Here is a 24,833-nt window from a genome sequence, read left to right as displayed (position 1 = left end):
TTCACGCTCCCTGTTCCCCGGGGGCATCATGGCCCGGCAGCGGCCGATGTTCCAACGGTGCCCGCTCATACCCCGCCAGCCACCGTGTCCTGTGCGCGGCAGGGTGGAAGGTCCAGGCGACGAAACGGCTATGCTTGCTGCCCTGCGCCATCGCCACTTCACGCACGTCGAGCGCGCCGGAGCGGGCCAGCTGCCGATGGATGTCGGCCAGGTGCTCGCGCTTGGCGACCAGCGCGCTGAACCACAGCACCTGCGCCTGCACGTCCACGCTTTCGCGGATCATCCGCCGCAGGAACGAGGCCTCGCCACCGGTACACCACAGTTCGTTGGCCTGGCCGCCGAAGTTCAACAGCGGCGGCTTGCCGCGCGGCGTGCTCTTGTCGCCGCCAAGATTGCGCAGCTTGCGCTGGCTGCCCTGCGCGGCCTCCCTGGCCGAGGCGTGGAACGGCGGGTTGCACAGGGTCAGGTGGAAGCGGTCCTGTGCCTGCACCACGCCGGCGAACAGGCTGCCGCGTGCGTGCTGCAGGCGCAGTTCGATCAGCCCCTCGAGGCCGTTGCCGCGCACATTGGCGGCGGCCGACCGCAGGGCGGCGCCGTCGATGTCGCTGGCGACAAACGACCAGCCGTACTCGGCCTGCCCGAGCAGCGGGTAGATGCAGTTGGCGCCCACGCCGATATCGAGCACGCGCACCCCGGGGCCGCGCGGGATCGCGCCACCGGCATCGGCGGCAAGCAGGTCGGCCAGGCCGTGCAGGTAATCCACCCGGCCCGGCACCGGCGGGCACAGGTAGCCGGCGGGGATGTCCCAGCGGGCGATGCCGTAATCGCTGGCCAGCAGCGCGCGGTTGAGTTCGCGCACCGCCAGCGGATCGCTGAAATCGATGCTCTGCCCGCCATCCGGGGCGCGCCGCAGGTGCGTGCGCAGCGCCGGGTTGGCCGCCACCAGCCGGGCCATGTCATAGCGGCCCTGGTGGCGGTTGCGCGGATGCAGGCGCGCGGCCACCGGCGCGGGGCGCCGCGTTGCCGGGTGCGGGGGCGTCGGCATGGCGGTCGCGGGCGGTCAGCGGCCGGCGGCCGGCGCGGCGTCCTGCCCGTGGAAGCGTCGCAGCGGTCCGCCCTGCCCATCCGCGCGCCGGGCCAGCGCGGTGGCGATGGCCGCACGCGCGTCGCCCATCACCTCGGCCTCGCTGCGGCTGGCGTCGATCACCTGCTTCCCGGGGAGGTCCAGCTGCTGGAAGATCGCCCGGCAGCGCTCCAGGTTCTGCGCCGTCTCGAAATGGTTGGGCACGTCGCCGCGGGCGCGGATGCGCGCCAGCCCGGTGGCCGGCGGCAGGTCCAGCAACAGCAGCAGGTGCGGCCGCGGCGCGAAGGCGTTGAGCTGCAGCAGTTCGTCCACCGGCAGCCCGGCGGCGCCCTGGTAGGCCACCATCGACGGGAAATAGCGGTCGAGGATGACCACCGCACCGCGCGCCAGCGCCGGCACCACCAGTTCCTCGACGTGCTGGCGGCGGTCGCGCAGCAGCAGCTCCACCTCTTCCTGCGGACTCAGCCGGCCGGTCGCCGCCGAGGCCCGCAGCTGCGTGCCCCACGGCCCGTTGGTCGGCTCCTTGCTCAGCACCACCTCGGCGCCGGCCTGCTCCAGCGCATCGGCCAGCCCCCGCGCCAGCGTGGACTTGCCGGCACCGTCGATGCCCTCGATGGCGATCAACAGGCCGCCGGGAATGTGCTCTTTCGTCATCGCGCTACTGTAGCCCAAGCGGTCCGGCGGACCCACCCTTCGGGTGCCGCCGCGGCCGGCCACCCGGCCGCGGGCCAGTGACCATCGGCCCATGGCGCGCACGGTGGCGGCCGGCACACTGCCGCTACCCTGGAAGGAGCCGGCCATGCCGTCAGCCGCGATGCGCTTTTTGCTACTGGGAATGCTGTGGGTCGCCGGCAGCGCCGGCGCGACGCCACCGGACGCGGCCACCCTGCAGGCCATCGAGGCTACCGCCTACGACTACATGGACGGACAGCTGGAGGGCGACCCGGCGCGGGTGGCGCGTGCGCTGCACCCGGACCTGGCCAAGCGCAACGTCGTGGCCAGGCCCGACGAGACCTTCGGGCTGGGCCGGATGAGCGCGGACGAACTGGTCCGCCTTACCCGCGAAGGCGCGTTGAAGACCCCGCGTGAACAGTGGCAGCGCACGGTGACCGTGCTGCAGGTGGACCAGGACATCGCCACGGTGCGGCTGGAGAGCCCGTGGTTCATCGACCACCTGCAGATGGGCCGCTTCGACGGCCGCTGGGTCATCGTCAACGCGCTCTGGCACCGCAAGCCGCGTCCGCGCAGCTGACCGCGCCGGCAATGCCCGCTATCGTGTCGCGTCCCGCCTATCGCCCGCGCTCCCGATGAACCCGACCCCAGACAACACCGCCGTTGCCGAGGTTCCCGCCGTCGTCGAGGCGGCGCACGGGCATGGTGCCTGCGACAACTGCCAGGCGGCGCTGCAGGGCCATTACTGCCACCACTGCGGGCAGTCGGCGCACAACCCGCTCAAGCACGTGGGCCATGCGATCGAGGAAGTGTTCGAGTCGTTCTGGCACTTGGACGGGCGCATCTTCCGCACCCTGCGCGACCTGCTGGTGCCGGGCCGGGTCGCGCTCAATTACCTCAAGGGCCAGCGCGTGGGCTACGTGCAGCCACTGCGGCTGTTCGTGATCCTCACCCTGTTCACCTTCTTCGTCGGCAAGCTGACCCTGCATGTCGACGACATGACCCTGAACGGCGGCGACAACGCACTGTTCGCCACCGCGCAGACCGCGCAGGAAGTGGAAGCGATACGCGCGGCGCAGCAGGCCGCGATCGAGCGCCAGTTGGCGGCGTCACCCGCGGCCACGCCGGCATTCACGATGGCCATGGCCGCGCTGAACACTGCCGCCGCGCAGCGGACCGCCGAACTGGAAGGGCAGGCGCAGGGCACCACCGCCTCGGCGATGACACGTGCCGCGCAGGCGGCGGGCCAGGCCGCGGGGCGCCAGCACGGCACCTTCTTCGACTCCGACATCAACGGCAAGCCGTGGGATGCGCAGGCCAATCCGGTGGTGGTGCCGGGCATGCCGGCGTTCGCCAACCAGTGGCTCAACCGGCGCCTGGCCAACGGCCAGGCCAACGTGGAGCGCATGGGCGGCAAGACCGACCTGTACGTGCAGGCGTTCCTCACCGCGCTGCCCGGCGCGCTGTTCTTCCTGATGCCGGTGTTCGCGCTGGTGCTGCGCGTAGCCTATGCGGGCCGCCGCATCGGCTACCTGGAGCACCTGGTGGTGGCGCTGTACAGCCATGCGTGGCTGATGCTGGTGCTGCTGGCGACGTTCCTGACGCTCGGCGTCACCGGTGCCATCGGCAACACCGTCGTGAACGCCATCGGCGACTGCATCCTCGTGGCGCTGTGGCTGGCGGTCCCCGTCTACCTGCTGTGGATGCAGCAGCGCGTATACGGCGGCCGCGGGTGGGCGACGCTGGCGCGCTACGTGTTCATCGGTGGCATCTACTTCTGGCTGGTGCTCGTGGGGGTGATGTACGCGGCGCTGGCCGGGGTGTCGTCCTGAGCGGCCGGGCGCGGCCTCACACCCAGCCCTGGTCCACCAGCTCGCGCTTGACGTAGGCGTAGAACACCGGCGCCGCGACCAGGCCGGACAGGCCGAACGCCGCCTCCATCACCAGCATCGCCAGCAGCAGTTCCCAGGCATGGGCGCGGATCTCGCCGCCGACGATGCGGGCGTTGAGGAAGTACTCCAGCTTGTGGATCACCACCAGGAACAGCAGCGCGGCCACGGCGACGTAAAACGAGACCGACAGCGCGACGATGGTGATCACGGTGTTGGAGATCACGTTGCCCACCACCGGCAGCAACCCGGCGAGAAAGGTGATCAGCACCAGGGTCTTGGCCAGCGGCAGGTGCACGTCCAGCAGCGGCAGCACGCCCAGCAGGAAGATCGCCGTAAACAGGGTGTTGAGCAGCGAGATCTTGACCTGGGCGAACACCACCTGGCGGAACGCGGTGGCCAGGTGGCTGGTACGGCCGACCAGTTCCCGCGCCAGCGGTCCCATGCGTGGCAGCGGCAGTTCGTCGTACAGCGCGATCATCGCGCCGAGCACCATGCCGATCAGCATCCGTACGCCGATCTGCACCGCCGAGGTGCCGGCGACACCCAGCTGGCGGCGGTGCTCGGCGACCCATTCGTTCACCCCGGTGCGCAGCGCCTGCATGTCCTCGGGGATATACGGCTGCAGCAGCGCCGGCACCTGGTGCCGCGAGGTGTTGAGGATCTCCATCAGCTGCGCCAGCAGCGCGTCCGGGCCGCCGGTCTCGTTGCGGAAGAAGGACGCCACCGCGATGATCGCCAGGCTCAGCAGGCCGACCACCGCCACCGAAAGCACCCCTACCGCGATCGCCCGCGCCCGGCCCGGCGGCAGCCGGCCTTCGACGGTCGACGCCAGCACGTGGCTGAGGTGGAACACCAGCAGGCCGGACAGCAGGGTCACCACCAGGCCCAGCTCCAGCGCCGCCCACATGCCCAGCAGCATCAATACCCAGGCGGCGATGCGCGCCGGCGGCGGCGCGGATTTCGGGAGGAGGGGTTCGTTCACTGCGGCAGGCCCGGCGGGGAAGCGCCATGGTAGGCGATCAGGCGGGCGCGGCAGCCACGGTCAGTCGCCGGGCGGGACCTGGCAGCCTTCCTGCTGCGCGCAGAAGCGCAACGCGCGGCGGCGCTGGTCCTCGCTCAGCTCCGGCGGTGGGCGGGCGATGGCCGACTGGATCTGGTCGCGGCCGCCGGTCAGCTTGTGCAGGCCCTTGGCGGCGGCCATCAGGCCGTAGCTGATGCCCATCAGCACGTAGCCGCCGCTGCGGCTGACCTGCTCGGGCGTAGGCGGCTCGCTCCATGAACGGCTGAAGCGGTTGGGCTCGACCTTCACCGGGTTGCGGAAGCCGTACAGGTCCAGCGGCGTGTCGTCCTCGGGCTTGAGCGCGCGCACTTCCTCCAGCGTCCTCACCGCGTCCGTGGACTCCGCCGCGGAGTCGGCCGCGGGGTTGGCCGCAGGTACCGGATCCACGGCCGGTGGCGACGCCTGCTGCGCCTGCGCCGCGCCCACCAGCATCATCCCCGCCAACACCATTGCATACCATCGAGGCCTTGCCACCGTTCCTGTCCCTGCCGGTTGCCGAAGGGCGCAGCATACGGTTGCCACCTTCAGATTGCGTTCGCGGGCGCGGGCGGCGTTCAGCTTGCATGGGTCTCACAGGCTGAGACGGCGCTGTGCTTCCATGCCGGTCTTTCGATCGGCACTACCGGCATGGCGTTCTCCCTCGCTCCCCGCACCGAAGCCAGCGAACGGGCGCTGGCGACCACCGACGGCCTGCCCTCGCGCGACGGTGCGCTGCTCGGCCAGCGGCTGGCACGGCGCTATGGCGACCGGGTCACCGGCAGCTTCACCATCCCCGGCCGCGAGGGCAGCCATGCGCCTATCCCCGACGACGTGCCCGCGGCGCTGAAGGCCGCGCTCGAGGCGCGCGGCATCGAGCAGCTGTACTCGCACCAGGCCCAGGCCTGGGCCGCCACCCAGCGCGGCGAGCACGTGGCCGTCGTCACGCCCACCGCTTCGGGCAAGTCGCTGTGCTACACGCTGCCGGTGGTGAGCGCGGCCATGCAGGGCAACGCCAAGGCGCTGTACCTGTTCCCGACCAAGGCGCTGGCGCAGGACCAGGTGGCCGAACTGCTGGAACTCAACCGCGCCGGCGACCTGGGCGTGAAGGCCTTCACCTTCGACGGCGATACGCCCGGCGACGCGCGCCAGGCGATCCGCCTGCACGGCGACATCGTGGTCAGCAACCCGGACATGCTGCACCAGGCGATCCTGCCGCACCACACCAAGTGGGCGCAGTTCTTCGAGAACCTGCGCTACGTGGTGATCGACGAGATCCATACCTACCGCGGCGTGTTCGGCAGCCACGTCACCAACGTGATCCGCCGGCTCAAGCGCATCTGCGCGTTCTACGGCGTGCGCCCGCAGTTCATCCTGTGCTCGGCCACCATCGGCAACCCGCATGCGCATGCCGAAGCGCTGGTGGAAGAACAGGTGCATGCGATCACCGAGAGCGGCGCACCCAGCGGCCCCAAGCACGTGCTGCTGTGGAACCCGCCGGTGATCAACCCGGACCTGGGCCTGCGCGCGTCGGCGCGCTCGCAGGCCAACCGCATCGCCCGCATCGCCATCAAGAGCGGGCTGAAGACGCTGGTGTTCGCGCAGACCCGGCTGATGGTGGAGGTGCTGACCAAGTACCTGAAGGACATCTTCGACAACGACCCGCGCAAGCCGGCCCGGATCCGCGCCTACCGCGGCGGCTACCTGCCCACCGAACGCCGCGAGGTGGAGCGCGCCATGCGCGCCGGCGACATCGACGGCATCGTCAGCACCTCGGCGCTGGAGCTGGGCGTGGACATCGGCGCGCTCGACGTGGTGGTGCTCAACGGCTACCCCGGCAGCGTGGCGGCGACGTGGCAGCGCTTCGGCCGCGCCGGCCGCCGCCAGCAGGCCGCGCTCGGGGTGATGGTGGCCAGCAGCCAGCCGCTGGACCAGTACGTGGTGCGGCACCCGGATTTCTTCGCCAACGCCACCCCCGAGCACGCGCGCATCGCCCCGGACCAGCCGCTGATCCTGTTCGACCACATCCGTTGCGCGGCGTTCGAGTTGCCGTTCCTGAGCGGGGAGCCGTTCGGGCCGATCGACCCGCTGGTGTTCCTGCAGGCGCTGGCCGAGACCGGGGTGGTGCACCAGGAAGGCGACCGCTGGGAATGGATCGCCGACAGCTACCCGGCCAACGCGGTGAGCCTGCGCGCGGTGGCCGATGGCAACTTCGTGGTGGTGGACCGCAGCGACGGCAAGCAGCAGATCATCGCCGAGGTGGACTATTCAGCCGCCGCGCTCACCCTGTACGAAGGCGCCATCCACATGGTGCAGAGCACGCCCTACCAGGTCGAGCGGCTGGACTGGGACGGGCGCAAGGCCTACGTCACCCGCACCCACGTGGACTACTACACCGACAGCATCGACTTCACCAAGCTCAAGGTGCTGGACCGCTTCGACGGCAATGCCGCCGGACGCGGCGATTCGCACCACGGCGAGGTGCACGTGGTGCGGCGCGTGGCCGGCTACAAGAAGATCCGCTACTACACGCACGAGAACATCGGTTACGGCCCGGTCAACCTGCCCGACGAGGAGCTGCACACCACCGCGGTGTGGTGGCAGCTGCCGCAGGCCACGCTGTTGCGCAGCTTCGCGCAGAAGCAGGATGCGCTCGACGGCTTCCTCGGCGCGGCGTACGCGCTGCACATCGTCGCCACCGTGGCGGTGATGGCCGACGCGCGCGACCTGCAGAAGGCGGTGGGCAACGGCGATGGCGCGTGGTTCGCGGTGGCCGACCAGAGCGGCCGCGGCCAGCTGCGCGGCAACGAGGGCGGCGAAGGCGCGGTGGAACTGATGCAGAGCTTCGTGCCGACCGTGTACCTGTACGACAACTTCCCCGGTGGCGTGGGCCTGAGCGAGCCGCTGTGGCAGCGCCAGGGCGAACTGGTGCAGCGCGCGCTCGAACTGGTGGAACGCTGCGACTGCAGCGCCGGCTGCCCGGCGTGCGTCGGCCCGGTGCTGGCCGCACAGGAGGAAGCCCGGGGCGAGACGCCGCGCTCGCTGGCGCTGAAGGTGCTGTCGCTGCTGTCGGCCGAACGCTGCGAACAGGTGCCGGCGGTCACGGCCGATGCGGTGGACGAGGCGCTCGACCTGCTGCCATGAGCATCAGCCTGGACAAGCTGAAGGCGCTGCGCAGGCAGGCCGGGCATGCCGATGGCGCCGTTGCCGGTCCGACGGCTGCGACGACGCCCGGTGGCGCCGCGCCCCCGGCCGCCGAGCCGGCCCGGCCAGCGGCCCCGGCAATGCCCGCGCCTGCGGCTGCAGCGGGTGCTTCACCAGCGCCGGAAGCGCCATCGGCGTCGCCGCGGGTGCCGCAGTCACCCAGTCACGACGATGCGCGGAAGCCGGCATCGTTGCCACTCGGAGACTCGGTGTTCGGCTGGGTCGAGCAGATCCGGCACAAGCCCGCGGCCGTGCCACCGCGCACGCCGGACAGCGATGGCCTGCGTCGCCTGCTGGCCACGCGCGGGCGCGCGGTGGCCGCGGCGCCGCGCCTGCCGCGCAACGGCCCGGTCGATCGCGGGCTTCCGGGCACCGAGATCGCGCCCGGCCTGCATCTGATCGAGGCCTTCCTGCCGCAGCCGATTCCCGCGCAGCCACTGTCGCTGGCTTTCAGCAGACGCCCGCACGACAGCGTGCGGCCGCAGGACCTGCTGTTCTTCGACACCGAGACCACCGGCCTGGCCGGCGGCACCGGCACCCGCGCCTTCATGATCGGCGCCGCCGACTGGCATCGCGATGCGGCGCGCGGCGAAGGGCTGCGCGTGCGCCAGCTGCTGATGTCCACGATGGGCGCCGAAAGCGCGATGCTGGACGCGTTCTCCGCATGGCTGGCGCCGACCACGGTGCTGTCCAGCTACAACGGCCGCTGCTACGACGCGCCGCTGCTGAAGACGCGCTACCGGCTGGCGCGGCGCGGCGACCCGCTTTCCGCGCTGGATCACGTCGACCTGCTGTTCCCGACCCGGCGCCGTTACCGCGGCACCTGGGAGAACTGCCGGCTGGCCACCATCGAACGCCAGTTGCTGCGCATCCAGCGCGAGGACGACCTGCCCGGCTCCGAAGCACCGGGCGCCTGGCTGGACTACCTGCGCGGCGGCAGCGCGCGCAACCTGCGCCGCGTCGGCGAGCACAACCACCAGGACGTGGTGACCCTGGCGCAGTTGTTCCTGCGCCTGGTGCAGGCCGAGGCCGACGAGCGGCTGGCGCCACCGGCGCCGTAAGCGCGGGCCCCGGTCCGCGGGCGTCTCGGCAACGCCACGCCCGCGAGGCCGGCCTGCGGCTGGCGAAGGCCGCTCAACCGCGGACCGGCTGCGCCAGGCCCTCGCGGATGGCCTGCTGGATCAGGCGTTCGGCCTCGCGCTGGGCACGGACGCTGGCGTCGGCCTGCTGGCGGCCCAGCTCGGCCTGCTGCCTGCCCAGTTCCGCCTGCCGGCGTGCCAGCTCCCGCATTTCCTCGCGCATCGCCGGCGTGTCCATCTGCGCGCGCAGCTTTTCCGCCTCGCGACGTGCGGATTCGGCCTGCTCGCGGGTCAGCGCGCCCCCCTTGGCGTGCGCGGCCAGTGCCAGTTCGGCCTGGCGGGCGGCCAGTTCGCCGATACGGGTACCGATTTCACCCATGCGCTCGCCGATCTCGCCCTGGCGTTCGCCCAGCTTGCCCTGCCGCTCACCGAGGCGGCCCTGCTGTTCGCCCAGCCGCGTGGTCTCGGCGAACGCCTGCTCGAACCGCGACAGCACGCCGGCATCGCGCACCACATAGGCGCGGCCGTCGCGACGCAGCAGCAGCACGCCCTTGCCGTCGTCCAGCCGGCGCGCCTGCTCCAGATCGGCGACCGAGCCATTCATCACGTTGTGGTCGTCTTTCAACAGCACGTAGCCGTTGCTGCTCGGGCTCTGCGAAAGGTGGATCACGCCATGGGTCGAAACTGGCGGCGCCGGAGGTGCCGGCGGGGCCTTGGGTGCGGCCGGCGGCGGCGGGGCGGGCGGAGCGGGCAGCACCGGCGCGGTGCCCTTGGCCCTGATCACGGTGTGCACCACCGAGTGGTCAGCCTTCGGCACGGCGGGCGGCGCCGGCACGGCGGGTACCGCGGGGACCGCGGGCACCGGCGGTGGCGCGGGCGGCGCCGGCGGGCCCGGCATGGCCACCAGGCGCATCGGCAGCACGCCGACCAGGGCCACCGCGGCGACGATCAGGCCCGCACCCAGGCGCGGGAAGGAAGAGGTGTTCTGCAGCATGAGCAGTCTCCGCTTGAGGCTCAGGTAGGTGGGCGAGGCGCTGGCGAGGCCGGCGCCGGGCCGGGGGCTGACGCCCAGATGCAGCAGCAGGCGTCCGTAGTGCTGGCGGCAATGGCGGTTGCCGGCGACCACCGCGGCATCGACCGCGGCTTCGCGGGCAATGGCGTACTCGCGGGCCGCCAGGTGCACCAGCGGGTGGAAGAAGAACAGGTGCTGGGCCAGGGCCGGCACCAGGCCCAGCCACAGGTCGTGACGCTGCAGGTGCACCAGTTCGTGGGTCAGCGCCATGTCCAGGTCATCGTCGCCCATGCGCGGCAGGCCACGCGCCGGCAGCAGCAGTACCGGCCGCCAGGGGCCGACCAGCTGCGGCGAGTCGATGGCCGCGCTGAGCATCAGCCGCGGCGCGCGGCGCAGGCCATGCGCTTCGGCGGCCAGCTGCAGCGCTGCATCCAGGCGCCGGTCGTCGCAGGGCCGTGCCGTGCGCAGCAGCGCGCGGCTGCTGCGCCAGGCCGACGCGGTGCGCAGCGCCATCACCAGTACCCCGGCCAGCCACAGCGCCATCACCACGTGCAGCCACGACCAGCCGCTTTCCAGCGGCAGTGGCTGCATCACGATCAACGGTGCGACGGTGGCCTGCGGCTGCGCGGCAGCGGCCTGTTGCACCACGTCGACGGTGGTGTCCATCGCCGGCAGTACCGGCAGCCGCAGTGGCGCGCTCCAGACCAGGCCGACCACCGCCTGCAGCGCCACCAGCCACCACAGCCCGCACTGGGTGGCCGCCGGCAGTCGCCGCACGAAGCGGCACAACGCCCAGACCAGCGCGGTGAGCACGACGGTCTGCACGCTGGTGGCGAGCAGGCGGTTGCCCAGCAGTTCGAACAGGCTGTCCATGATCAATCCTCCCGGCGCTGCGATTGCAGCCTGCTGACCAGCGCTTCGAGTTCGGCCAGTTCGTTGTCGCTGACCTCGGCCTTTTCCGACATCCACGCCACGAACGGCGAGATCGACCCCTGCAGGGTCTTTTCGACAAAGCTGCCGACCGCGCTGCTCACCACCTCCTGCTGCTGCGCGGTGGACTGGTAGCGGTATACGCCCTGGTGCTGGGCGCGCTGCAGGTAGCCCTTGCTGCGCAGGCGCTCCATCATGGTCAGCACGGTGGAGCGGGCCAGGCCGCGCGCCTCGCCGAAGCCGGCGGCCACTTCGCCGACACTGGCCGGCTCGTTCTCCCCGATGTACTGCAGCAGGGCCAGCTCCTGGTCCCCGATGGTCTTGCGGCGCATGGTCGACTCCGTGACTACATTTGTCGCCACGGTAGCCATGACTACAAATGTAGTCAATAGCCCGATGGGCATACCGCCCTTTGTCGGGCTGAATGCTTCAGGTTGCGGTGCCGGCTCAGGACACTTGGCTGTCGATCTGCCAGCGCGCGAATTCGGCCTCGAATTCCGGCAGGTCCAACAGGCCCAGGCACGCATGCGCGCCGACCGGCAGCGGTTCGCCACGCGCCAGGCGCCGCGCCAGCAGCACCGCGGCGAAAGTAGGGATCTCCGGCCCGTGCAGCATCGGCGCGGTCAGGTCCCAGTGCACCCGGTGGGCGACCCCTTCGCGCTGGCCACGCAGGGTCACGCGCATGCCGCCCAGGTCGGTGCCGAAACGATCGAAGCAACGCCCGGCGCGGGCGAACACACCCGCCAGCACCGCCATCGGCAGTGGCAGGCCGCGGCGGCGCAGCCAGGCCAGGGCGGCCAGGCAGCGCGACAGCAGCGGCAGTTCCAGCGCGGCACGGAAACGCACCGTGGACACGCCCGGGTGGCGCTGCACCAGCAGGTCGTGGTCGGGCACGTCGCAGGGCGAGGCCAGCCGCGGCGCGATGCGCGCGAACGTGACCGGCTGCGGGTCGGCCCAGCCGACGACGGCCTGCCAGCGCCCGTCGATCCAGCAGCGGAACGGCTGCCCGCAGTACGACAGCACCGCGCGCACCGTGGCCATGCCCAGTGGCGTGGCCTGCGCCGGCGCGATCACGATGTCGATGGACTGCAGTACGTCGAAGCGGTCGCGCAGCGCATCGACCACCGCGCCGGACAAGGCCGGCAGGGTGCTGGCGCCACTGATCGCGCTGCGTCCGTGCCGGCGCGCCATGGCATCGAGCTGCGCGGGGAAATCACGCACGAAATCGCGGCCGTCGGCCAGGTCGATGTAATGCATGCCCGCCTCCAGGCACGCACGCGCGACGCCGTAGTCCTGCCCCTGGAACGGGCCGGCGGTATGGATGACCAGATCGGCACCGGTGGCGCGCAGGTCGGCGGCGAATGTCGCGGCGGCCGTATCCAGCCGCCGGCATTGCACCGGCGCCATTTCCACGCCGGGCAGGTTCGCCGCCGCGCGCTGCGGGTGGCGCCCGGCGGCGATGACGCTGATGCCCGGGGTCGCCGCCAGCGCACGCACGATGCGTGCGCCGAAATGCCCGTACCCGCCCAGCACCACGACCCGGCAGCCTTCCTGTTGCGACATCGATCCACTCCGCGCACGGTGATGCACGCATTATCGGCGGGCGCCGGTGCGGCCGTCGCGGCCGGCTTTCATCGCCTGCACACGGCGGTGGCGGCAGGCTCGTCCCATCGCCTCGACGTGGAGTCCGCCATGTACCGCAGCCTGATCCTCGCCGGCGCCGTCGTGCTGGCCACCACCGCCTGCAGCAGCGCGCCGGTCGCCGGCATCCAGCCCATCGACGGGGTCGTCTCCGGCCAATGCCACACCGACATGGTGCTCGGCGCGGCCGGGCTGGCCGCCTCGCCGGCCACGGTGGAACGCGCGCGCGTGGACAGCGACAGCCTGCACGTGCAGACAGTCCGCGACGGCACGCGACAACCGGCCACGCCGGCCAGCGCCACGTCCGGCGGCGACCGCCTCACCATCCACGTCGGCCGCAACAACGCGATCACCGCGCTGCGCTGCGGCTGAAAGCGATGCCGGCGAATGCACCGGGGATGACGCGCTGCGACGGTACACGCCCGGACCCAGGCGATATGCTTTGGTGTCTTTCACCAGCACTGGAGTTCCGATGCGAATCCCGACGATGCCGCGCGCCGTACGCCGCCCCACCGCCCTGATCGCTGCCCTTTCGCTCGTGCTCGCACTGGGTGCCTGCACGGGCCCGGCCCCGGAAGAACAGGAGCAGGCGCTGGACCAGGCCAAGCAGGCCGCCGATGCCGCCGCCACGCCGGATCCGGGCGTCGCCACCACCCCGCCGCCGGTGGGCACCTGCGACGCCAGCCAGGTCGAAGGCCTGGTCGGCCAGGTGTACACCGAGGCATTGGCCGAACAGGCACGGCAGGACGCCGGCGCGGCCAAGGTGCGCATGCTCAAGCCCAACCAACCCGTCACCATGGAGTTCCTGGGCGAGCGCCTGAACATCGAAGTGGACGACAAGAACCTCGTCAGCGGCGTGCGCTGCGGCTGATCCAAATCCGCCAGAAGCCTTGCCGCGCAAGGCTTTGGTTGCTGCCGCAACCATGCGTTGCGGCACCGCAACATCTGTGATCTAGTCGAGCACATCCGGTGGCCTCGACGCTGCACTCCAGTGACAGGCATGCCGTGCACGGGCCGGAACCACGGCCATGCATGGCCTGCCGCGGTGGAGAAGGGAGAGGTGTCGCCGCTCACCCGACATCGCCACGAGGCACAGATGACCCTCCGCAACCGCCAGGGGCTCTACGACCCGCAGGACGAACGCGACGCCTGCGGTTTCGGCATGGTCGCGCAACTGGACGACCAGCCCTCCCGGCTGCTGGTGGACACCGCGATCGCCGCGCTCTCGCGCATGACCCACCGCGGCGGCGTCGCCGCCGACGGCCTCACCGGCGACGGCTGCGGCCTGCTGCTGCGCAAGCCCACCGCGTTCCTGCGGCGGCTGGCGGAGGAAGCGGGCATCGCGCCCGGGCCCAACTTCGCCGCCGGCGTGGTGTTCCTGCCCCATGACGCGCAGGCCGCGCAGCGTTGCCGCGACGAACTCGACGCACGCCTGCGCGAAGCCGGCTGCGCGCCGCGCGGCTGGCGCGTGGTGCCCACTGACGGGGGCGTCTGCGGCGAGCTGGCACGCGCCACGCTGCCGCGCATCGAGCAGGTGTTCGTCGACGCCGGTCCCGCGCAGAGCGCCGAACAGTTCGCGCTGGCGCTGTTCCTGGCGCGCCGCCGCAGCGAGCAGGCGCTGCGCGATGTGGCCGACTACTACGTCACCACGCTCAGCGCCGAGGCCATCAGCTACAAGGGCATGGTGCTGCCGGACAAGCTGAGCACGTTCTACCCGGACCTGCAGCGCCACGAGCTGGCTTCCAGCGTGGTGGTGTTCCACCAGCGCTTTTCCACCAACACCCTGCCGCGCTGGCCGCTGGCGCACCCGTTCCGGATGCTCGCCCACAACGGCGAGATCAACACCATCGAAGGCAACCGCCACTGGGCGCAGGCGCGCAGCAGGGTATGGAAGACGCCGAAGTTCGACATCGCCGAGTTCGACCCGGTGATCTCGATGCACGGCTCGGATTCGCAGAGCATGGACAACATGCTCGAGCTGATGGTGGCCGGCGGCATGGAGCTGATCCAGGCGCTGCGCATCCTGGTACCGCCGGCGACGCAGTCGCTGGAATTCAAGGATGCCGACCTGGCCGCGTTCTACGAGTTCTACGGCCTCAACAGCGAGCCGTGGGACGGCCCGGCCGGCATCGTCGCCTGCGACGGCCGCTATGCTGCCTGCACGCTGGACCGCAACGGCCTGCGCCCGGCGCGCTGGATGCTGACCTCGGACCGCCATTTCCTGGTCGCCTCCGAGGCCGGCGTCTGGGAAGTGCCGACCGAACGCGTGGTGCAGAAGGGCAAGCTCGGGCCGGGGCAGATGATGGCCATCGACCTCAAGCGCGGCGACCTGCTCGACTCCGACGCCATCGACCGCATCAACCGCGCGCGCGCGCCGTACAAGCAATGGCTGCACCAGGGCGTGACCTACCTGCAGACCGAGCTGATCGACCCCTCGCTGGCCGAGGAACCTTTCGACGAGGCCACGCTGCTCAGCTACCACAAGCTGTTCCAGCTCACCTCCGAGGAGGTCGAGCAGGTACTGCGGCCGCTGGCCGAGACCGGCCAGGAAGCCACCGGCTCGATGGGCGACGACACCCCCATCGCCGTGCTCAGCCGCCACACCCGGCCGCTGTACGACTATTTCCGGCAGGCGTTCGCGCAGGTCACCAACCCGCCGATCGATCCATTGCGCGAAGACTGCGCGATGTCCCTGACCACCCAGCTCGGCAGGGAGACCAACATCTTCCACGCCGGCCCGGAGACGGTGAATCACGTCATCCTCAATTCGCCGGTGCTCAGCCAGCGCAAGCTGCGCCAGCTGCTGAAGATGGAGCAGTACGTCGAGCGCAACCGCCTCATCGACCTGTCCTACGACATAGAGGAAGGGCTGGCCGCCGGCATCGAGCGCATCTGCGCGCAATGCGAGCAGGCCGCGCGCGAGGGCGCGGTGATGCTGCTGCTGTCCGACCGCTACCCGGTTCCCGAGCGCCCGATGGTGCATGCGCTGCTGGCCACCAGCGCGGTGCACCACCACCTGTCGAAGCGCGGCCTGCGCTGCGACGTCAACCTGATCATCGAGACCGGCACCGCGCGCGACGCGCACCACATGGCCTGCCTGCTCGGCTTCGGCGCCACCGCGGTGTACCCGTACCTGGCGTACCAGACGCTGTTCGACATGGGCCGGCGCGGCATCCTGCTGCTGAAGAAGGGCGGCGAGGTCTCGCAGATCGGCCGCAGTTACCGCAAGGGCATCTACAAGGGCCTGAGCAAGATCATTTCCAAGATGGGCATCTGCACCGTGGCCAGTTACCGCGGCGCGCAGTTGTTCGAGATCGTCGGCCTGGACCCGGACGTGGTGCGGCTGTGCTTCCCCGATGCCACCGCGCGCATCGGCGGCGTCGGCCTGGCGCGCCTGGATGCCGAGGCCCGCGAGCTCGCCGCCCGCGCATGGAACCCGCTGGCGCCCACCGAAATCGGTGGCCTGCTCAAGTACGTGCACGACGGCGAGTACCACATGTACAACCCGGACGTGGTTCTGACCCTGCAGCGCGCCGCGCGCACCGGCAAGGCCGAGGACTGGCGCCGGTACACCGATGCGGTGCATGCGCGGCCGCCGTCGGCGCTGCGCGACCTGCTGCGGCTCAAGCCGGCGGCCACGCCGGTGCCGCTGGCCGAAGTGGAGCCGGCAGAGGCGCTGTTCAGGCGCTTCGACACCGCCGCCATCTCGCTCGGCGCGCTGTCGCCGGAAGCGCATGAAGCACTGGCCATCGCCATGAACCGCCTCGGCGGGCGCTCCAACTCCGGCGAAGGCGGCGAAGACCCGGTGCGTTACGGCACCGAGAAGCGCTCCAAGATCAAGCAGGTCGCATCCGGCCGCTTCGGCGTCACCGCCGAGTACCTGGTCAATGCCGAGGTGCTGCAGATCAAGGTCGCGCAGGGCGCCAAGCCCGGCGAGGGCGGCCAGCTGCCCGGCCACAAGGTCAACGAGCTGATCGCGCGGCTGCGCTACGCCAAACCGGGCATCGGCCTGATCTCGCCGCCGCCGCACCACGACATCTATTCGATCGAGGACCTGGCGCAGCTCATCTACGACCTCAAGCAGGTCAACCCCGAAGCGCTGGTATCGGTGAAGCTGGTATCGCATGCCGGGGTCGGCACCATCGCCGCCGGCGTGGTCAAGGCCGGCGCCGACCTGATCACCGTATCCGGCCATGACGGCGGCACCGGCGCCTCGCCGATCAGCTCGATCCGCTACGCCGGCGTGCCGTGGGAGCTGGGCGTTGCCGAATCGCACCAGGCGCTGGTCGGCAACGACCTGCGCGGTCGTACCCTGCTGCAGACCGACGGTGGCCTGAAGACCGGGCTGGACGTGGTCAAGGCCGCGCTGCTGGGCGCGGACAGCTTCGGCTTCGGCACCGGCCCGATGATCGTGCTGGGCTGCAAGTACCTGCGCATCTGCCACCTCAACAACTGCGCCACCGGCGTGGCCACCCAGGACGAGCGCCTGCGCGAAGGCCATTTCACCGGCATGCCGGAACGGGTGGAGAACTTCTTCCGGCTGCTGGCCGAGGAAGTGCGGCAGTGGCTGTCGTACCTGGGCGCGCGCTCGCTGGACGAGATCGTCGGCCGCACCGATCTGCTCGAGCAGCTGGACGTGGCGCCACGCGAAGGGGTCAAGGTCGACCTGTCGCGGCTGCTGGCGCCGGCCCGTTACGAAGGCTCGCACTGCGCGGCGCAGCGCCTGTACCAGTCGCCGGACAGCCTGGCCACCCAGCTGGACGGACTGCTGGCCGGGGCCATCGCGCACAAGCGCGGCGGCGAACACCGCTTCCTGATCCACAACACCGACCGTTCGGTGGGCACCCGCCTGGCCGGCGCCATCGCCCGCGCGCACGGCAACCATGGCATGGACGATGCGCCGCTGAACCTGCGTTTCCGCGGCACCGCCGGGCAGAGCTTCGGCGCGTTCAACGTCGGCGGCCTGAACCTGGAGGTGGAGGGCGAGGCCAACGACTACGTCGGCAAGGGCATGGCCGGCGGCCGGCTGGTGGTGCGTCCGCCGCGTGGTGCGCGCTTCGAGGCGCGCAACACCGCCATCGTCGGCAACACCTGCCTGTACGGCGCCACCGGTGGCGAGCTGTTCGCCGCAGGGCGGGCCGGCGAACGCTTCGGCGTGCGCAATTCCGGCGCGCTGGCGGTGATCGAGGGTGCCGGCGACCACTGCTGCGAATACATGACCGACGGCATCGTCGTCGTGCTCGGCAAGGTCGGCCTCAACTTCGGTGCCGGGTTCACCGGCGGACTGGCCTACGTGCTCGACGTGGACCGCGATTTCGTGGACCGCTACAACCACGAGCTGATCGACATCCACCGCATCTCCGCCGAGGGCTTCGAGAACTACCGCCAGCACCTGCACGCCCTGATCGGCCGCCACCGCGAGCTGACCGGCAGCATCTGGGCGCAGCAGATCCTGGACGAGTTCCGCGACTACGTCGGCAAGTTCTGGCTGGTCAAACCCAAGGCCGCGAGCATCGAATCGCTGGCGGCCGCGCTACGCAACGCCGCATGACGCCAGGAGTCCCCTTCCCGCACGCGGAAGGGGATGGAGGCGGGAAGGCCCTGGCCGCGTTCCCGCTCCGCCCCCTCCCCCTCTCCACGAGTCGCCCATGAGCCGCAAGCAAGCCTTCCAGTTCCTCGACATTCCCCGCACCATGCCGCGGCGCATTCCGGTGGAACTGCGCACGTCCGGCGACTGGGGCGAGCTCTACGGCAGGTTCGACAAGGCCGATGCGCAGTACCAGGCCGGCCGTTGCCTGGACTGCGGCAACCCGTACTGCAGCTGGAAGTGCCCGGTGCACAACGCCATCCCGCAGTGGCTGCAGCTGGTGCAGGAAGACCGCATCCACGAGGCCGCGACGCTGTGCCATTCGACCAACCCGCTGCCGGAAGTCTGCGGCCGCGTGTGTCCGCAGGACCGCTTGTGCGAGGGCAGCTGCACGCTGGAGGAGTTCGGCGCGGTGACCATCGGCGCGGTCGAGAAGTACATCGTCGACACCGCGCTGGCCAGCGGCTGGAAGCCGGACCTGCAGGCGGTGCAGCCCACCGGCAGGCGCGTGGCCATCGTCGGTGCCGGCCCGGCCGGGCTGGCCTGCGCCGATCGGCTGGCGCGCGCCGGCATCCAGGCGGTGGTGTTCGACCGCTACGAACAGATCGGCGGCCTGCTGCAGTTCGGCATTCCCAGCTTCAAGCTGGAGAAGAGCGTGATCGGGCGCCGTCGCGAAGTCCTCGAAGGCATGGGCGTGCAGTTCCGGCTGGGGGTGGAGATCGGCCGCGACACCACCATCGAGCAGTTGCAGGCCGACTACGACGCCGTGTTCCTCGGCACCGGCGCCTACCGCTACACCGATGGCGGGCTGGTCGGCCAGGACCTGAAGAACGTGCTGCCGGCGCTGCCGTTCCTGGTACAGAACGGGCGCATCGTCGGGGGCGGCGATCCGCAGGGCCGGCCGATCGCCGGCTGGGAAGACCAGGTCGCGCTGCCGGACCTCAACGGCAAGCGGGTGGTGGTGCTCGGCGGTGGTGACACCGGCATGGACTGCGTGCGCAGCGCGATCCGCCTGGGCGCGGCGCGGGTGACGTGCGCCTATCGCCGCGACGAGGCCAGCATGCCCGGCTCCGCGCGCGAGGTGGCCAACGCCCGCGAAGAGGGCGTGCGCTTCCTGTTCAACCGCCAGCCGCTGGCCATCGAAGCCGGCGCCGACGACGAGGTGATCGGCGTGACCGTGGTGGAGACCCGCCTGGGCGAACCGGATGCCAACGGCCGCCGCAACGCGGAGCCGGTCGAGGGCAGCGAGTCGCTGCTGGAAGCCGACGTGGTGATCATCGCGTTCGGCTTTTCGGCCACCCTGCCCGATTGGCTCGCGGCGCAGGGCGTGGAAGCGACCGGCACGGGACGCATCGTCACCGGCGGCGCCGGCCGACTGCCCTACCAGACCCACAACCCGCGCTTGTTCGCCGGCGGCGACGCCGTACGCGGTGCCGACCTGGTGGTGACGGCGGTTGCCGAAGGCCGCGACGCCGCGGCCAGCATCATCACCCTGCTGCTGCACTGAGCCATGCCTCCCGCCGGCGCGCACGGCCAGCACGGCCAGCAACCGGGAGCATCGGCCGCGGGCAGGATGGCGTGTCCATCCGCCCGCCTGGCCGTTCGCGGTACCGGTGGAATCGCGTACACGGCCAGCGCTTAAACTCGTCGTTCCCCCCCCCAGCGAGATCCCCATGCGCATCGGCCTGGCTGCCAACCGCCTGCATCACGAGCGCGCCGACGCCGCGCTGTTCCGCTGGTTGCGCGCAAGCGCCACCGGCCTGCGCGAGCTTGGCGTCGAGCTGCATGCCGTCGGCCGTACCCACGACGCGATCGTCGCCGCCCTGCCGGCTGGCAGCCTGCCCGGGCTGACCCGCTACCCGAATGGCCGCGAAGGCGGATTGATGAAACTGGTCGCCGAAGTCGTCGGCATGGGTACGCCCGAACGCACCCTGGATGGGGCGATCTACCTGATCGACCCGGTGGACCCGTCCTCGGTGTTCCCCGAGGCCATCGCCCTCAAGCGCCAGTGCGTGATCCACGGCAAGCCGTTCATCTCCACCGTCGCCAGTGCCCGCGACTGGGTCGAGATGGAACGCATCCACGCGGGCCTTCCCGCCGACCCCGGCGCCGACGATCTGCACGACTTCGGCCGCCAGACCCTGGCGCTGATCGCCCACGACGCACGCAAGCCGCAGATGCTGGCGTTCGTCGCCGAGCATTTCGACGTGCTGTCGCAGTTCCGCGAGCGGATCGGCACCGGCACCACGGGGCAACAGCTGAACGCATTGGCCTGGAGCCGCGGCTGGCCGCGTGACCAGGCGTGGGTCGAGCGTTTCCAGAGCGGGCCGCTGGGAGGCGACGCGCAGATCGCCGACCGGGTGCTGGAAGGCCACTGCCAGCGGGCGATATTTTTCGAGGACCCGCACGTGGCGCGCCAGCACGAAGCGGACATCCAGCTGTTGGAGCGTGCGGTAACCACCGTGACCGATACCGCGGTCTGCATCACCGCCCCCAACATCGCCGCCCGCTGGGCCCTGGCCGCCCGACAGCGTAATGCCGCACGCCCCCTGCGGACGCACGGTCATCGCCCAGCGACCGGCACGTAATTGCAGGGGGCCTGAACCGGATACCCGCGGCCGGGTACAAGCAGCGTGCACGAGGCGATCTTCTGCCTTCTGATGATGCGAGACGGTTTCATGGCCGGCTCAGCGAACATCGAGACGCTGGATCCACGCGCCGATGGCTTCCCGATACTCCGCCAGACGCAGGAAGCACGTCTTGAGACGGTGATGTCCAACAGCTTTGGTTTTGGTGGTACGAACGCGACGCTGGTGTTCGGCCGGGTGTAAGGCCGGGGCATCAAGGGGTTCAAGCAACGGCGCCTGGGGGCGCCGTTGTCGTATGCGCGGTGGTCGCGGATCTACGTGAGGCTCTACGTGCTGCACGCGTTCGCTTGCGAGGCTCCGTTCGGGCGCAGCCGCCAGGCCCGCCAGGCCCGTGGCCTTTCTCCCTGTCGCGCGCGGGCAGCCATCGCCGTGCTCGGCTGCAGTTCGAGGCCCCGCACGTAGCGCGCCAGCACGAGGCGGCCATGCAGCTGCTGGAGCGCGTGGTGACGACGGCTACCGCCGTGCAACGCCCCCAACAGGCGCCGTTCTGGTTTATGCGACATCCGGGTTTTGGATGCGGCAAAAAAGCAAACCCCCGCTGCGTTAGCAGCGGGGGTTTGGGGATAAAGCCCCTGGCGATGACCTACTCTCGCATGGCTTGAGCCACACTACCATCGGCGCAGCTGCGTTTCACTTCCGAGTTCGGGATGGGATCGGGTGGTTCCACAGCGCTAATTTCACCAGGGAGAGGGTTGGAGGGTCGCTATCCATTGGAGCAGGATAAAGCGCCAGCCTCTCGTAGGTCTTGTGACGTAGCGTGCACTTGGGTCTATCGACATGTCATGTCGGCCAAGGCAACTTGAGGTTATATGGTCAAGCCACACGGATCATTAGTATCAGTTAGCTCAACGCGTTGCCGCGCTTACACACCTGACCTATCAACCACGTAGTCTACATGGTTCCTTCAGGGGGCTTGTGCCCCGGGAAGTCTCATCTTGAGGCGCGCTTCCCGCTTAGATGCTTTCAGCGGTTATCGCTTCCGAACATAGCTACCCGGCAATGCCACTGGCGTGACAACCGGAACACCAGAGGTTCGTCCACTCCGGTCCTCTCGTACTAGGAGCAGCCCCTCTCAAACTTCCAACGCCCATGGCAGATAGGGACCGAACTGTCTCACGACGTTCTGAACCCAGCTCGCGTACCACTTTAAATGGCGAACAGCCATACCCTTGGGACCGACTACAGCCCCAGGATGTGATGAGCCGACATCGAGGTGCCAAACACCGCCGTCGATATGAACTCTTGGGCGGTATCAGCCTGTTATCCCCGGAGTACCTTTTATCCGTTGAGCGATGGCCCTTCCATACAGAACCACCGGATCACTAAGTCCTACTTTCGTACCTGCTTGATCCGTCGATCTTGCAGTCAAGCACGCTTATGCCTTTGCACACAGTGCGCGATGTCCGACCGCGCTGAGCGTACCTTCGAGCTCCTCCGTTACTCTTTAGGAGGAGACCGCCCCAGTCAAACTACCCACCATACACGGTCCCCGACCCGGATAACGGGCCTAGGTTAGAACGTCAAGCACGACAGGGTGGTATTTCAAGGATGGCTCCACTGCAGCTGGCGCCACAGTTTCATAGCCTCCCACCTATCCTACACAGACGAACTCAACGTTCAGTGTAAAGCTATAGTAAAGGTTCACGGGGTCTTTCCGTCTTGCCACGGGAACGCTGCATCTTCACAGCGATTTCAATTTCACTGAGTCTCGGGTGGAGACAGCGCCGCTGTCGTTACGCCATTCGTGCAGGTCGGAACTTACCCGACAAGGAATTTCGCTACCTTAGGACCGTTATAGTTACGGCCGCCGTTTACTGGGGCTTCGATCAAGAGCTTCGCCTTGCGGCTGACCCCATCAATTAACCTTCCAGCACCGGGCAGGCGTCACACCCTATACGTCCACTTTCGTGTTTGCAGAGTGCTGTGTTTTTGATAAACAGTCGCAGCGGCCTGGTCACTTCGACCATCACCAGCTATAGCCCGCATGGGCCACCGGCAATGGTGCACCTTCTCCCGAAGTTACGGTGCCATGTTGCCTAGTTCCTTCACCCGAGTTCTCTCAAGCGCCTGAGAATTCTCATCCTACCCACCTGTGTCGGTTTACGGTACGGTCTGCGTAAGCTGAAGCTTAGGAGCTTTTCCTGGAAGCGTGGTATCAGTGACTTCGTCTTAAAGACTCGTCTCGGTGCTCGGTCTTAAAGGATCCCGGATTTGCCAAAGATCCAAACCTACCGCCTTTCCCCAGGACAACCAACGCCTGGTACACCTAACCTTCTCCGTCCCTCCATCGCACTTACGCGAGGTGCAGGAATATTAACCTGCTTCCCATCGACTACGCATTTCTGCCTCGCCTTAGGGGCCGACTCACCCTGCGCCGATTAACGTTGCGCAAGGAAACCTTGGGCTTTCGGCGTGCGGGTTTTTCACCCGCATTATCGTTACTCATGTCAGCATTCGCACTTCCGATACCTCCAGCAGACTTCTCAATCCACCTTCGCAGGCTTACGGAACGCTCCTCTACCGCGCATAACAAAGTTATGCACCCCAAGCTTCGGTTCTGTGCTTAGCCCCGTTAAATCTTCCCCGCAGACCGACTCGACCAGTGAGCTATTACGCTTTCTTTAAAGGGTGGCTGCTTCTAAGCCAACCTCCTGGCTGTCTGTGCCTTTCCACATGGTTTTCCACTTAGCACAAAATTTGGGACCTTAGCTGTGGGTCTGGGTTGTTTCCCTTTTCACGACGGACGTTAGCACCCGCCGTGTGTCTCCCATACAGTCCGTCTCGGTATTCGGAGTTTGCAATGGTTTGGTAAGTCGCGATGACCCCCTAGCCATAACAGTGCTCTACCCCCGAGAGGATACATATGAGGCGCTACCTAAATAGCTTTCGAGGAGAACCAGCTATCTCCGGGTTCGATTAGCTTTTCACTCCTAATCACACCTCATCCCCTACCTTTGCAACGGGAGTGGGTTCGGGCCTCCAGTGCGTGTTACCGCACCTTCACCCTGGGCATGACTAGATCACCCGGTTTCGGGTCTACTGCCCGCGACTATGCGCCCTTATCAGACTCGGTTTCCCTTCGCCTCCCCTATACGGTTAAGCTTGCCACGAACAGTAAGTCGCTGACCCATTATACAAAAGGTACGCAGTCACTCTTTCGAGCTCCTACTGCTTGTACGCACACGGTTTCAGGTTCTATTTCACTCCCCTCTCCGGGGTTCTTTTCGCCTTTCCCTCACGGTACTGGTTCACTATCGGTCGGTCAGTAGTATTTAGCCTTGGAGGATGGTCCCCCCATGTTCAGACAGGGTTTCACGTGCCCCGCCCTACTCGTCTTCACTGGAATGGCCCTTTCAAATACAGGGCTATCACCTTCTATGGCCGGCCTTTCCAGACCGTTTTTCTAGAACCATACCAGCTTAAGGGCTGTTCCCCGTTCGCTCGTCGCTACTCAGGGAATCTCGGTTGATTTCTTTTCCTCTGGTTACTTAGATATTTCAGTTCACCAGGTTCGCTTCCAGCAGCTATGTATTCACTGCAGGATACCGCCGGAGCGGTGGGTTTCCCCATTCGGACATTACCGGATCAAAGCTTGTTGCCAGCTCCCCGATACTTTTCGCAGGCTGCCACGTCCTTCATCGCCTCTGACCGCCAAGGCATCCACCGTGTGCGCTTATTCGCTTGACCATATAACCGCAAGTTGCCTTGGGTTACATGCGCATGGGGGTACAAAGCCCACGCACGAATATAACGACTCAATTAATAAAGAGACTTGCGTCTCTCGCCTTAGCCTCACGACACGTCAAGATAGACATCTCAAACGCTCGCTACGTCACAAGTTTTAAAAGAACAGGAAACGGCCACAATGCCGTACCCATCAATTCTTTCGTATGCGCCAATCATTCAGAGTGGTGGGTCTGGGAGGACTCGAACCACCGACCTCACCCTTATCAGGGGTGCGCTCTAACCACCTGAGCTACAGACCCAAGTTCTGTCGAAGCTTAGTGGTGGAGCCTGTCGGGATCGAACCGACGACCCCCTGCTTGCA

The 24,833-nt window shown here is 68.5% G+C and carries 15 protein-coding genes, 2 tRNA genes, 2 rRNA genes and 2 pseudogenes (1 of these 21 only partly in view); 10 read left to right on the top strand and 11 right to left on the bottom strand.

Annotated elements, in window-relative coordinates; genetic code table 11:
* Position 1: 1 nt before the first annotated feature.
* Both rlmF and tmk read right to left on the bottom strand, forming a co-directional pair.
* Positions 2–1,045 (bottom strand): 23S rRNA (adenine(1618)-N(6))-methyltransferase RlmF, encoded by a 1,044-nt coding sequence (rlmF, locus tag QQA12_RS00330; RefSeq protein WP_226050827.1) that lies wholly within the window; start codon positions 1,043–1,045, stop codon positions 2–4.
* Between the two features lie 147 nt (positions 1,046–1,192).
* Positions 1,193–1,738, bottom strand: a pseudogene (gene tmk, locus QQA12_RS00325) (dTMP kinase); the annotation flags it as partial.
* Positions 1,739–1,898: 160 nt separating this feature from the next.
* On the opposite strand from tmk, the gene QQA12_RS00320 reads away from it, so the two are divergent.
* Together QQA12_RS00320 and QQA12_RS00315 are read left to right on the top strand one after the other, a co-directional pair.
* A complete protein-coding gene (locus QQA12_RS00320; RefSeq protein ID WP_152985102.1) occupies positions 1,899–2,336 on the top strand; it encodes a nuclear transport factor 2 family protein in 438 nt (145 codons plus the stop codon).
* A gap of 55 nt (positions 2,337–2,391) precedes the next feature.
* Positions 2,392–3,588: a DUF3667 domain-containing protein gene (locus QQA12_RS00315; protein WP_054662118.1), complete on the top strand. Its 1,197-nt coding sequence runs from the start codon at positions 2,392–2,394 to the stop codon at positions 3,586–3,588.
* A 16-nt stretch (positions 3,589–3,604) separates the two neighbouring features.
* Here the strand turns inward: QQA12_RS00315 and QQA12_RS00310 are convergent, their stop codons facing one another.
* Both QQA12_RS00310 and QQA12_RS00305 read right to left on the bottom strand, forming a co-directional pair.
* Positions 3,605–4,570 (bottom strand): AI-2E family transporter, encoded by a 966-nt coding sequence (locus tag QQA12_RS00310; protein WP_054668547.1) that lies wholly within the window; start codon positions 4,568–4,570, stop codon positions 3,605–3,607.
* 120 nt (positions 4,571–4,690) lie between these two features.
* Complete coding sequence (locus tag QQA12_RS00305) at positions 4,691–5,158, bottom strand: hypothetical protein (protein ID WP_226050828.1); 468 nt, start codon at positions 5,156–5,158, stop codon at positions 4,691–4,693.
* 177 nt (positions 5,159–5,335) lie between these two features.
* Between QQA12_RS00305 and QQA12_RS00300 the strand changes: the two genes are divergently transcribed.
* Together QQA12_RS00300 and QQA12_RS00295 are read left to right on the top strand one after the other, a co-directional pair.
* Complete coding sequence (locus tag QQA12_RS00300; protein WP_226050829.1) at positions 5,336–7,828, top strand: DEAD/DEAH box helicase; 2,493 nt, start codon at positions 5,336–5,338, stop codon at positions 7,826–7,828.
* Positions 7,825–8,949, top strand: a complete 1,125-nt coding sequence (locus QQA12_RS00295) for a ribonuclease H-like domain-containing protein (protein WP_226050830.1) — start codon at positions 7,825–7,827, stop codon at positions 8,947–8,949. Before QQA12_RS00300 ends, QQA12_RS00295 begins: the two co-directional genes overlap by 4 nt.
* A 73-nt stretch (positions 8,950–9,022) precedes the next feature.
* Here the strand turns inward: QQA12_RS00295 and QQA12_RS00290 are convergent, their stop codons facing one another.
* The 3 genes from QQA12_RS00290 to QQA12_RS00280 form a co-directional block, all read right to left on the bottom strand.
* On the bottom strand, positions 9,023–10,852 hold the full coding sequence (locus QQA12_RS00290) for a M56 family metallopeptidase (protein WP_226050831.1): 1,830 nt from the start codon (positions 10,850–10,852) through the stop codon (positions 9,023–9,025).
* Between the two features lie 2 nt (positions 10,853–10,854).
* On the bottom strand, positions 10,855–11,241 hold the full coding sequence (locus tag QQA12_RS00285; protein WP_056932520.1) for a BlaI/MecI/CopY family transcriptional regulator: 387 nt from the start codon (positions 11,239–11,241) through the stop codon (positions 10,855–10,857).
* 115 nt (positions 11,242–11,356) lie between these two features.
* Positions 11,357–12,472, bottom strand: coding sequence for a saccharopine dehydrogenase NADP-binding domain-containing protein (locus QQA12_RS00280; protein WP_226050832.1), 1,116 nt, complete (start codon positions 12,470–12,472; stop codon positions 11,357–11,359).
* 129 nt (positions 12,473–12,601) lie between these two features.
* Between QQA12_RS00280 and QQA12_RS00275 the strand changes: the two genes are divergently transcribed.
* From QQA12_RS00275 to QQA12_RS00250, 6 genes and pseudogenes are all read left to right on the top strand, one after another.
* Complete coding sequence (locus QQA12_RS00275) at positions 12,602–12,922, top strand: hypothetical protein (RefSeq protein WP_054668546.1); 321 nt, start codon at positions 12,602–12,604, stop codon at positions 12,920–12,922.
* Between the two features lie 115 nt (positions 12,923–13,037).
* Positions 13,038–13,421, top strand: coding sequence for an I78 family peptidase inhibitor (locus tag QQA12_RS00270; RefSeq protein ID WP_226050840.1), 384 nt, complete (start codon positions 13,038–13,040; stop codon positions 13,419–13,421).
* A 225-nt stretch (positions 13,422–13,646) separates the two neighbouring features.
* Positions 13,647–18,101 (top strand): glutamate synthase large subunit, encoded by a 4,455-nt coding sequence (gene gltB / locus QQA12_RS00265; protein WP_226050833.1) that lies wholly within the window; start codon positions 13,647–13,649, stop codon positions 18,099–18,101.
* A 97-nt stretch (positions 18,102–18,198) separates the two neighbouring features.
* Positions 18,199–19,644 carry an FAD-dependent oxidoreductase gene (locus QQA12_RS00260; RefSeq protein ID WP_226050834.1) on the top strand — a complete coding sequence of 482 codons (1,446 nt, stop codon included), beginning with the start codon at positions 18,199–18,201 and terminating at the stop codon, positions 19,642–19,644.
* A gap of 166 nt (positions 19,645–19,810) precedes the next feature.
* A complete protein-coding gene (locus tag QQA12_RS00255) occupies positions 19,811–20,725 on the top strand; it encodes a methylglyoxal synthase (RefSeq protein ID WP_226050835.1) in 915 nt (304 codons plus the stop codon).
* A gap of 39 nt (positions 20,726–20,764) precedes the next feature.
* A pseudogene (locus tag QQA12_RS00250) lies at positions 20,765–20,968 on the top strand (beta-ketoacyl-ACP synthase I); the annotation flags it as partial.
* Between the two features lie 387 nt (positions 20,969–21,355).
* On the opposite strand, the gene rrf reads toward QQA12_RS00250, so the two are convergent.
* The 4 genes from rrf to QQA12_RS00230 all read right to left on the bottom strand — a co-directional run.
* Positions 21,356–21,470 (bottom strand): 5S ribosomal RNA (gene rrf / locus QQA12_RS00245).
* Between the two features lie 124 nt (positions 21,471–21,594).
* A 23S ribosomal RNA gene (locus QQA12_RS00240) occupies positions 21,595–24,472 on the bottom strand.
* 222 nt (positions 24,473–24,694) lie between these two features.
* A tRNA-Ile gene (locus QQA12_RS00235) sits at positions 24,695–24,771 on the bottom strand.
* Positions 24,772–24,790: 19 nt separating this feature from the next.
* Positions 24,791–24,833 (bottom strand) — tRNA-Ala (locus QQA12_RS00230); it runs 33 nt beyond the window's last position.

Origin of the sequence: Stenotrophomonas sp. 17(2023), assembly GCF_030345315.1 — a bacterium.
Lineage (GTDB): Bacteria > Pseudomonadota > Gammaproteobacteria > Xanthomonadales > Xanthomonadaceae > Stenotrophomonas > Stenotrophomonas acidaminiphila.
The sequence above is the reverse complement of the archived record's forward strand: the minus strand, read 5'-3'. Positions and strand labels throughout refer to the sequence as shown.

What these genes read in the sequence shown, in the direction of transcription:
- QQA12_RS00270 (WP_226050840.1), top strand. Translation starts at nt 13,038, where the DNA reads ATGCCGCGCGCCGTACGCCGCCCCACCGCCCTGATCGCTGCCCTTTCG.
- rlmF (WP_226050827.1), bottom strand. Translation starts at nt 1,045, where the DNA reads ATGCCGACGCCCCCGCACCCGGCAACGCGGCGCCCCGCGCCGGTGGCC.
- QQA12_RS00280 (WP_226050832.1), bottom strand. Translation starts at nt 12,472, where the DNA reads ATGTCGCAACAGGAAGGCTGCCGGGTCGTGGTGCTGGGCGGGTACGGG.
- QQA12_RS00300 (WP_226050829.1), top strand. Translation starts at nt 5,336, where the DNA reads ATGGCGTTCTCCCTCGCTCCCCGCACCGAAGCCAGCGAACGGGCGCTG.
- QQA12_RS00275 (WP_054668546.1), top strand. Translation starts at nt 12,602, where the DNA reads ATGTACCGCAGCCTGATCCTCGCCGGCGCCGTCGTGCTGGCCACCACC.
- QQA12_RS00260 (WP_226050834.1), top strand. Translation starts at nt 18,199, where the DNA reads ATGAGCCGCAAGCAAGCCTTCCAGTTCCTCGACATTCCCCGCACCATG.
- QQA12_RS00320 (WP_152985102.1), top strand. Translation starts at nt 1,899, where the DNA reads ATGCGCTTTTTGCTACTGGGAATGCTGTGGGTCGCCGGCAGCGCCGGC.
- QQA12_RS00295 (WP_226050830.1), top strand. Translation starts at nt 7,825, where the DNA reads ATGAGCATCAGCCTGGACAAGCTGAAGGCGCTGCGCAGGCAGGCCGGG.
- QQA12_RS00255 (WP_226050835.1), top strand. Translation starts at nt 19,811, where the DNA reads ATGCGCATCGGCCTGGCTGCCAACCGCCTGCATCACGAGCGCGCCGAC.
- QQA12_RS00305 (WP_226050828.1), bottom strand. Translation starts at nt 5,158, where the DNA reads ATGGTGTTGGCGGGGATGATGCTGGTGGGCGCGGCGCAGGCGCAGCAG.
- QQA12_RS00285 (WP_056932520.1), bottom strand. Translation starts at nt 11,241, where the DNA reads ATGCGCCGCAAGACCATCGGGGACCAGGAGCTGGCCCTGCTGCAGTAC.
- gltB (WP_226050833.1), top strand. Translation starts at nt 13,647, where the DNA reads ATGACCCTCCGCAACCGCCAGGGGCTCTACGACCCGCAGGACGAACGC.
- QQA12_RS00290 (WP_226050831.1), bottom strand. Translation starts at nt 10,852, where the DNA reads ATGGACAGCCTGTTCGAACTGCTGGGCAACCGCCTGCTCGCCACCAGC.
- QQA12_RS00315 (WP_054662118.1), top strand. Translation starts at nt 2,392, where the DNA reads ATGAACCCGACCCCAGACAACACCGCCGTTGCCGAGGTTCCCGCCGTC.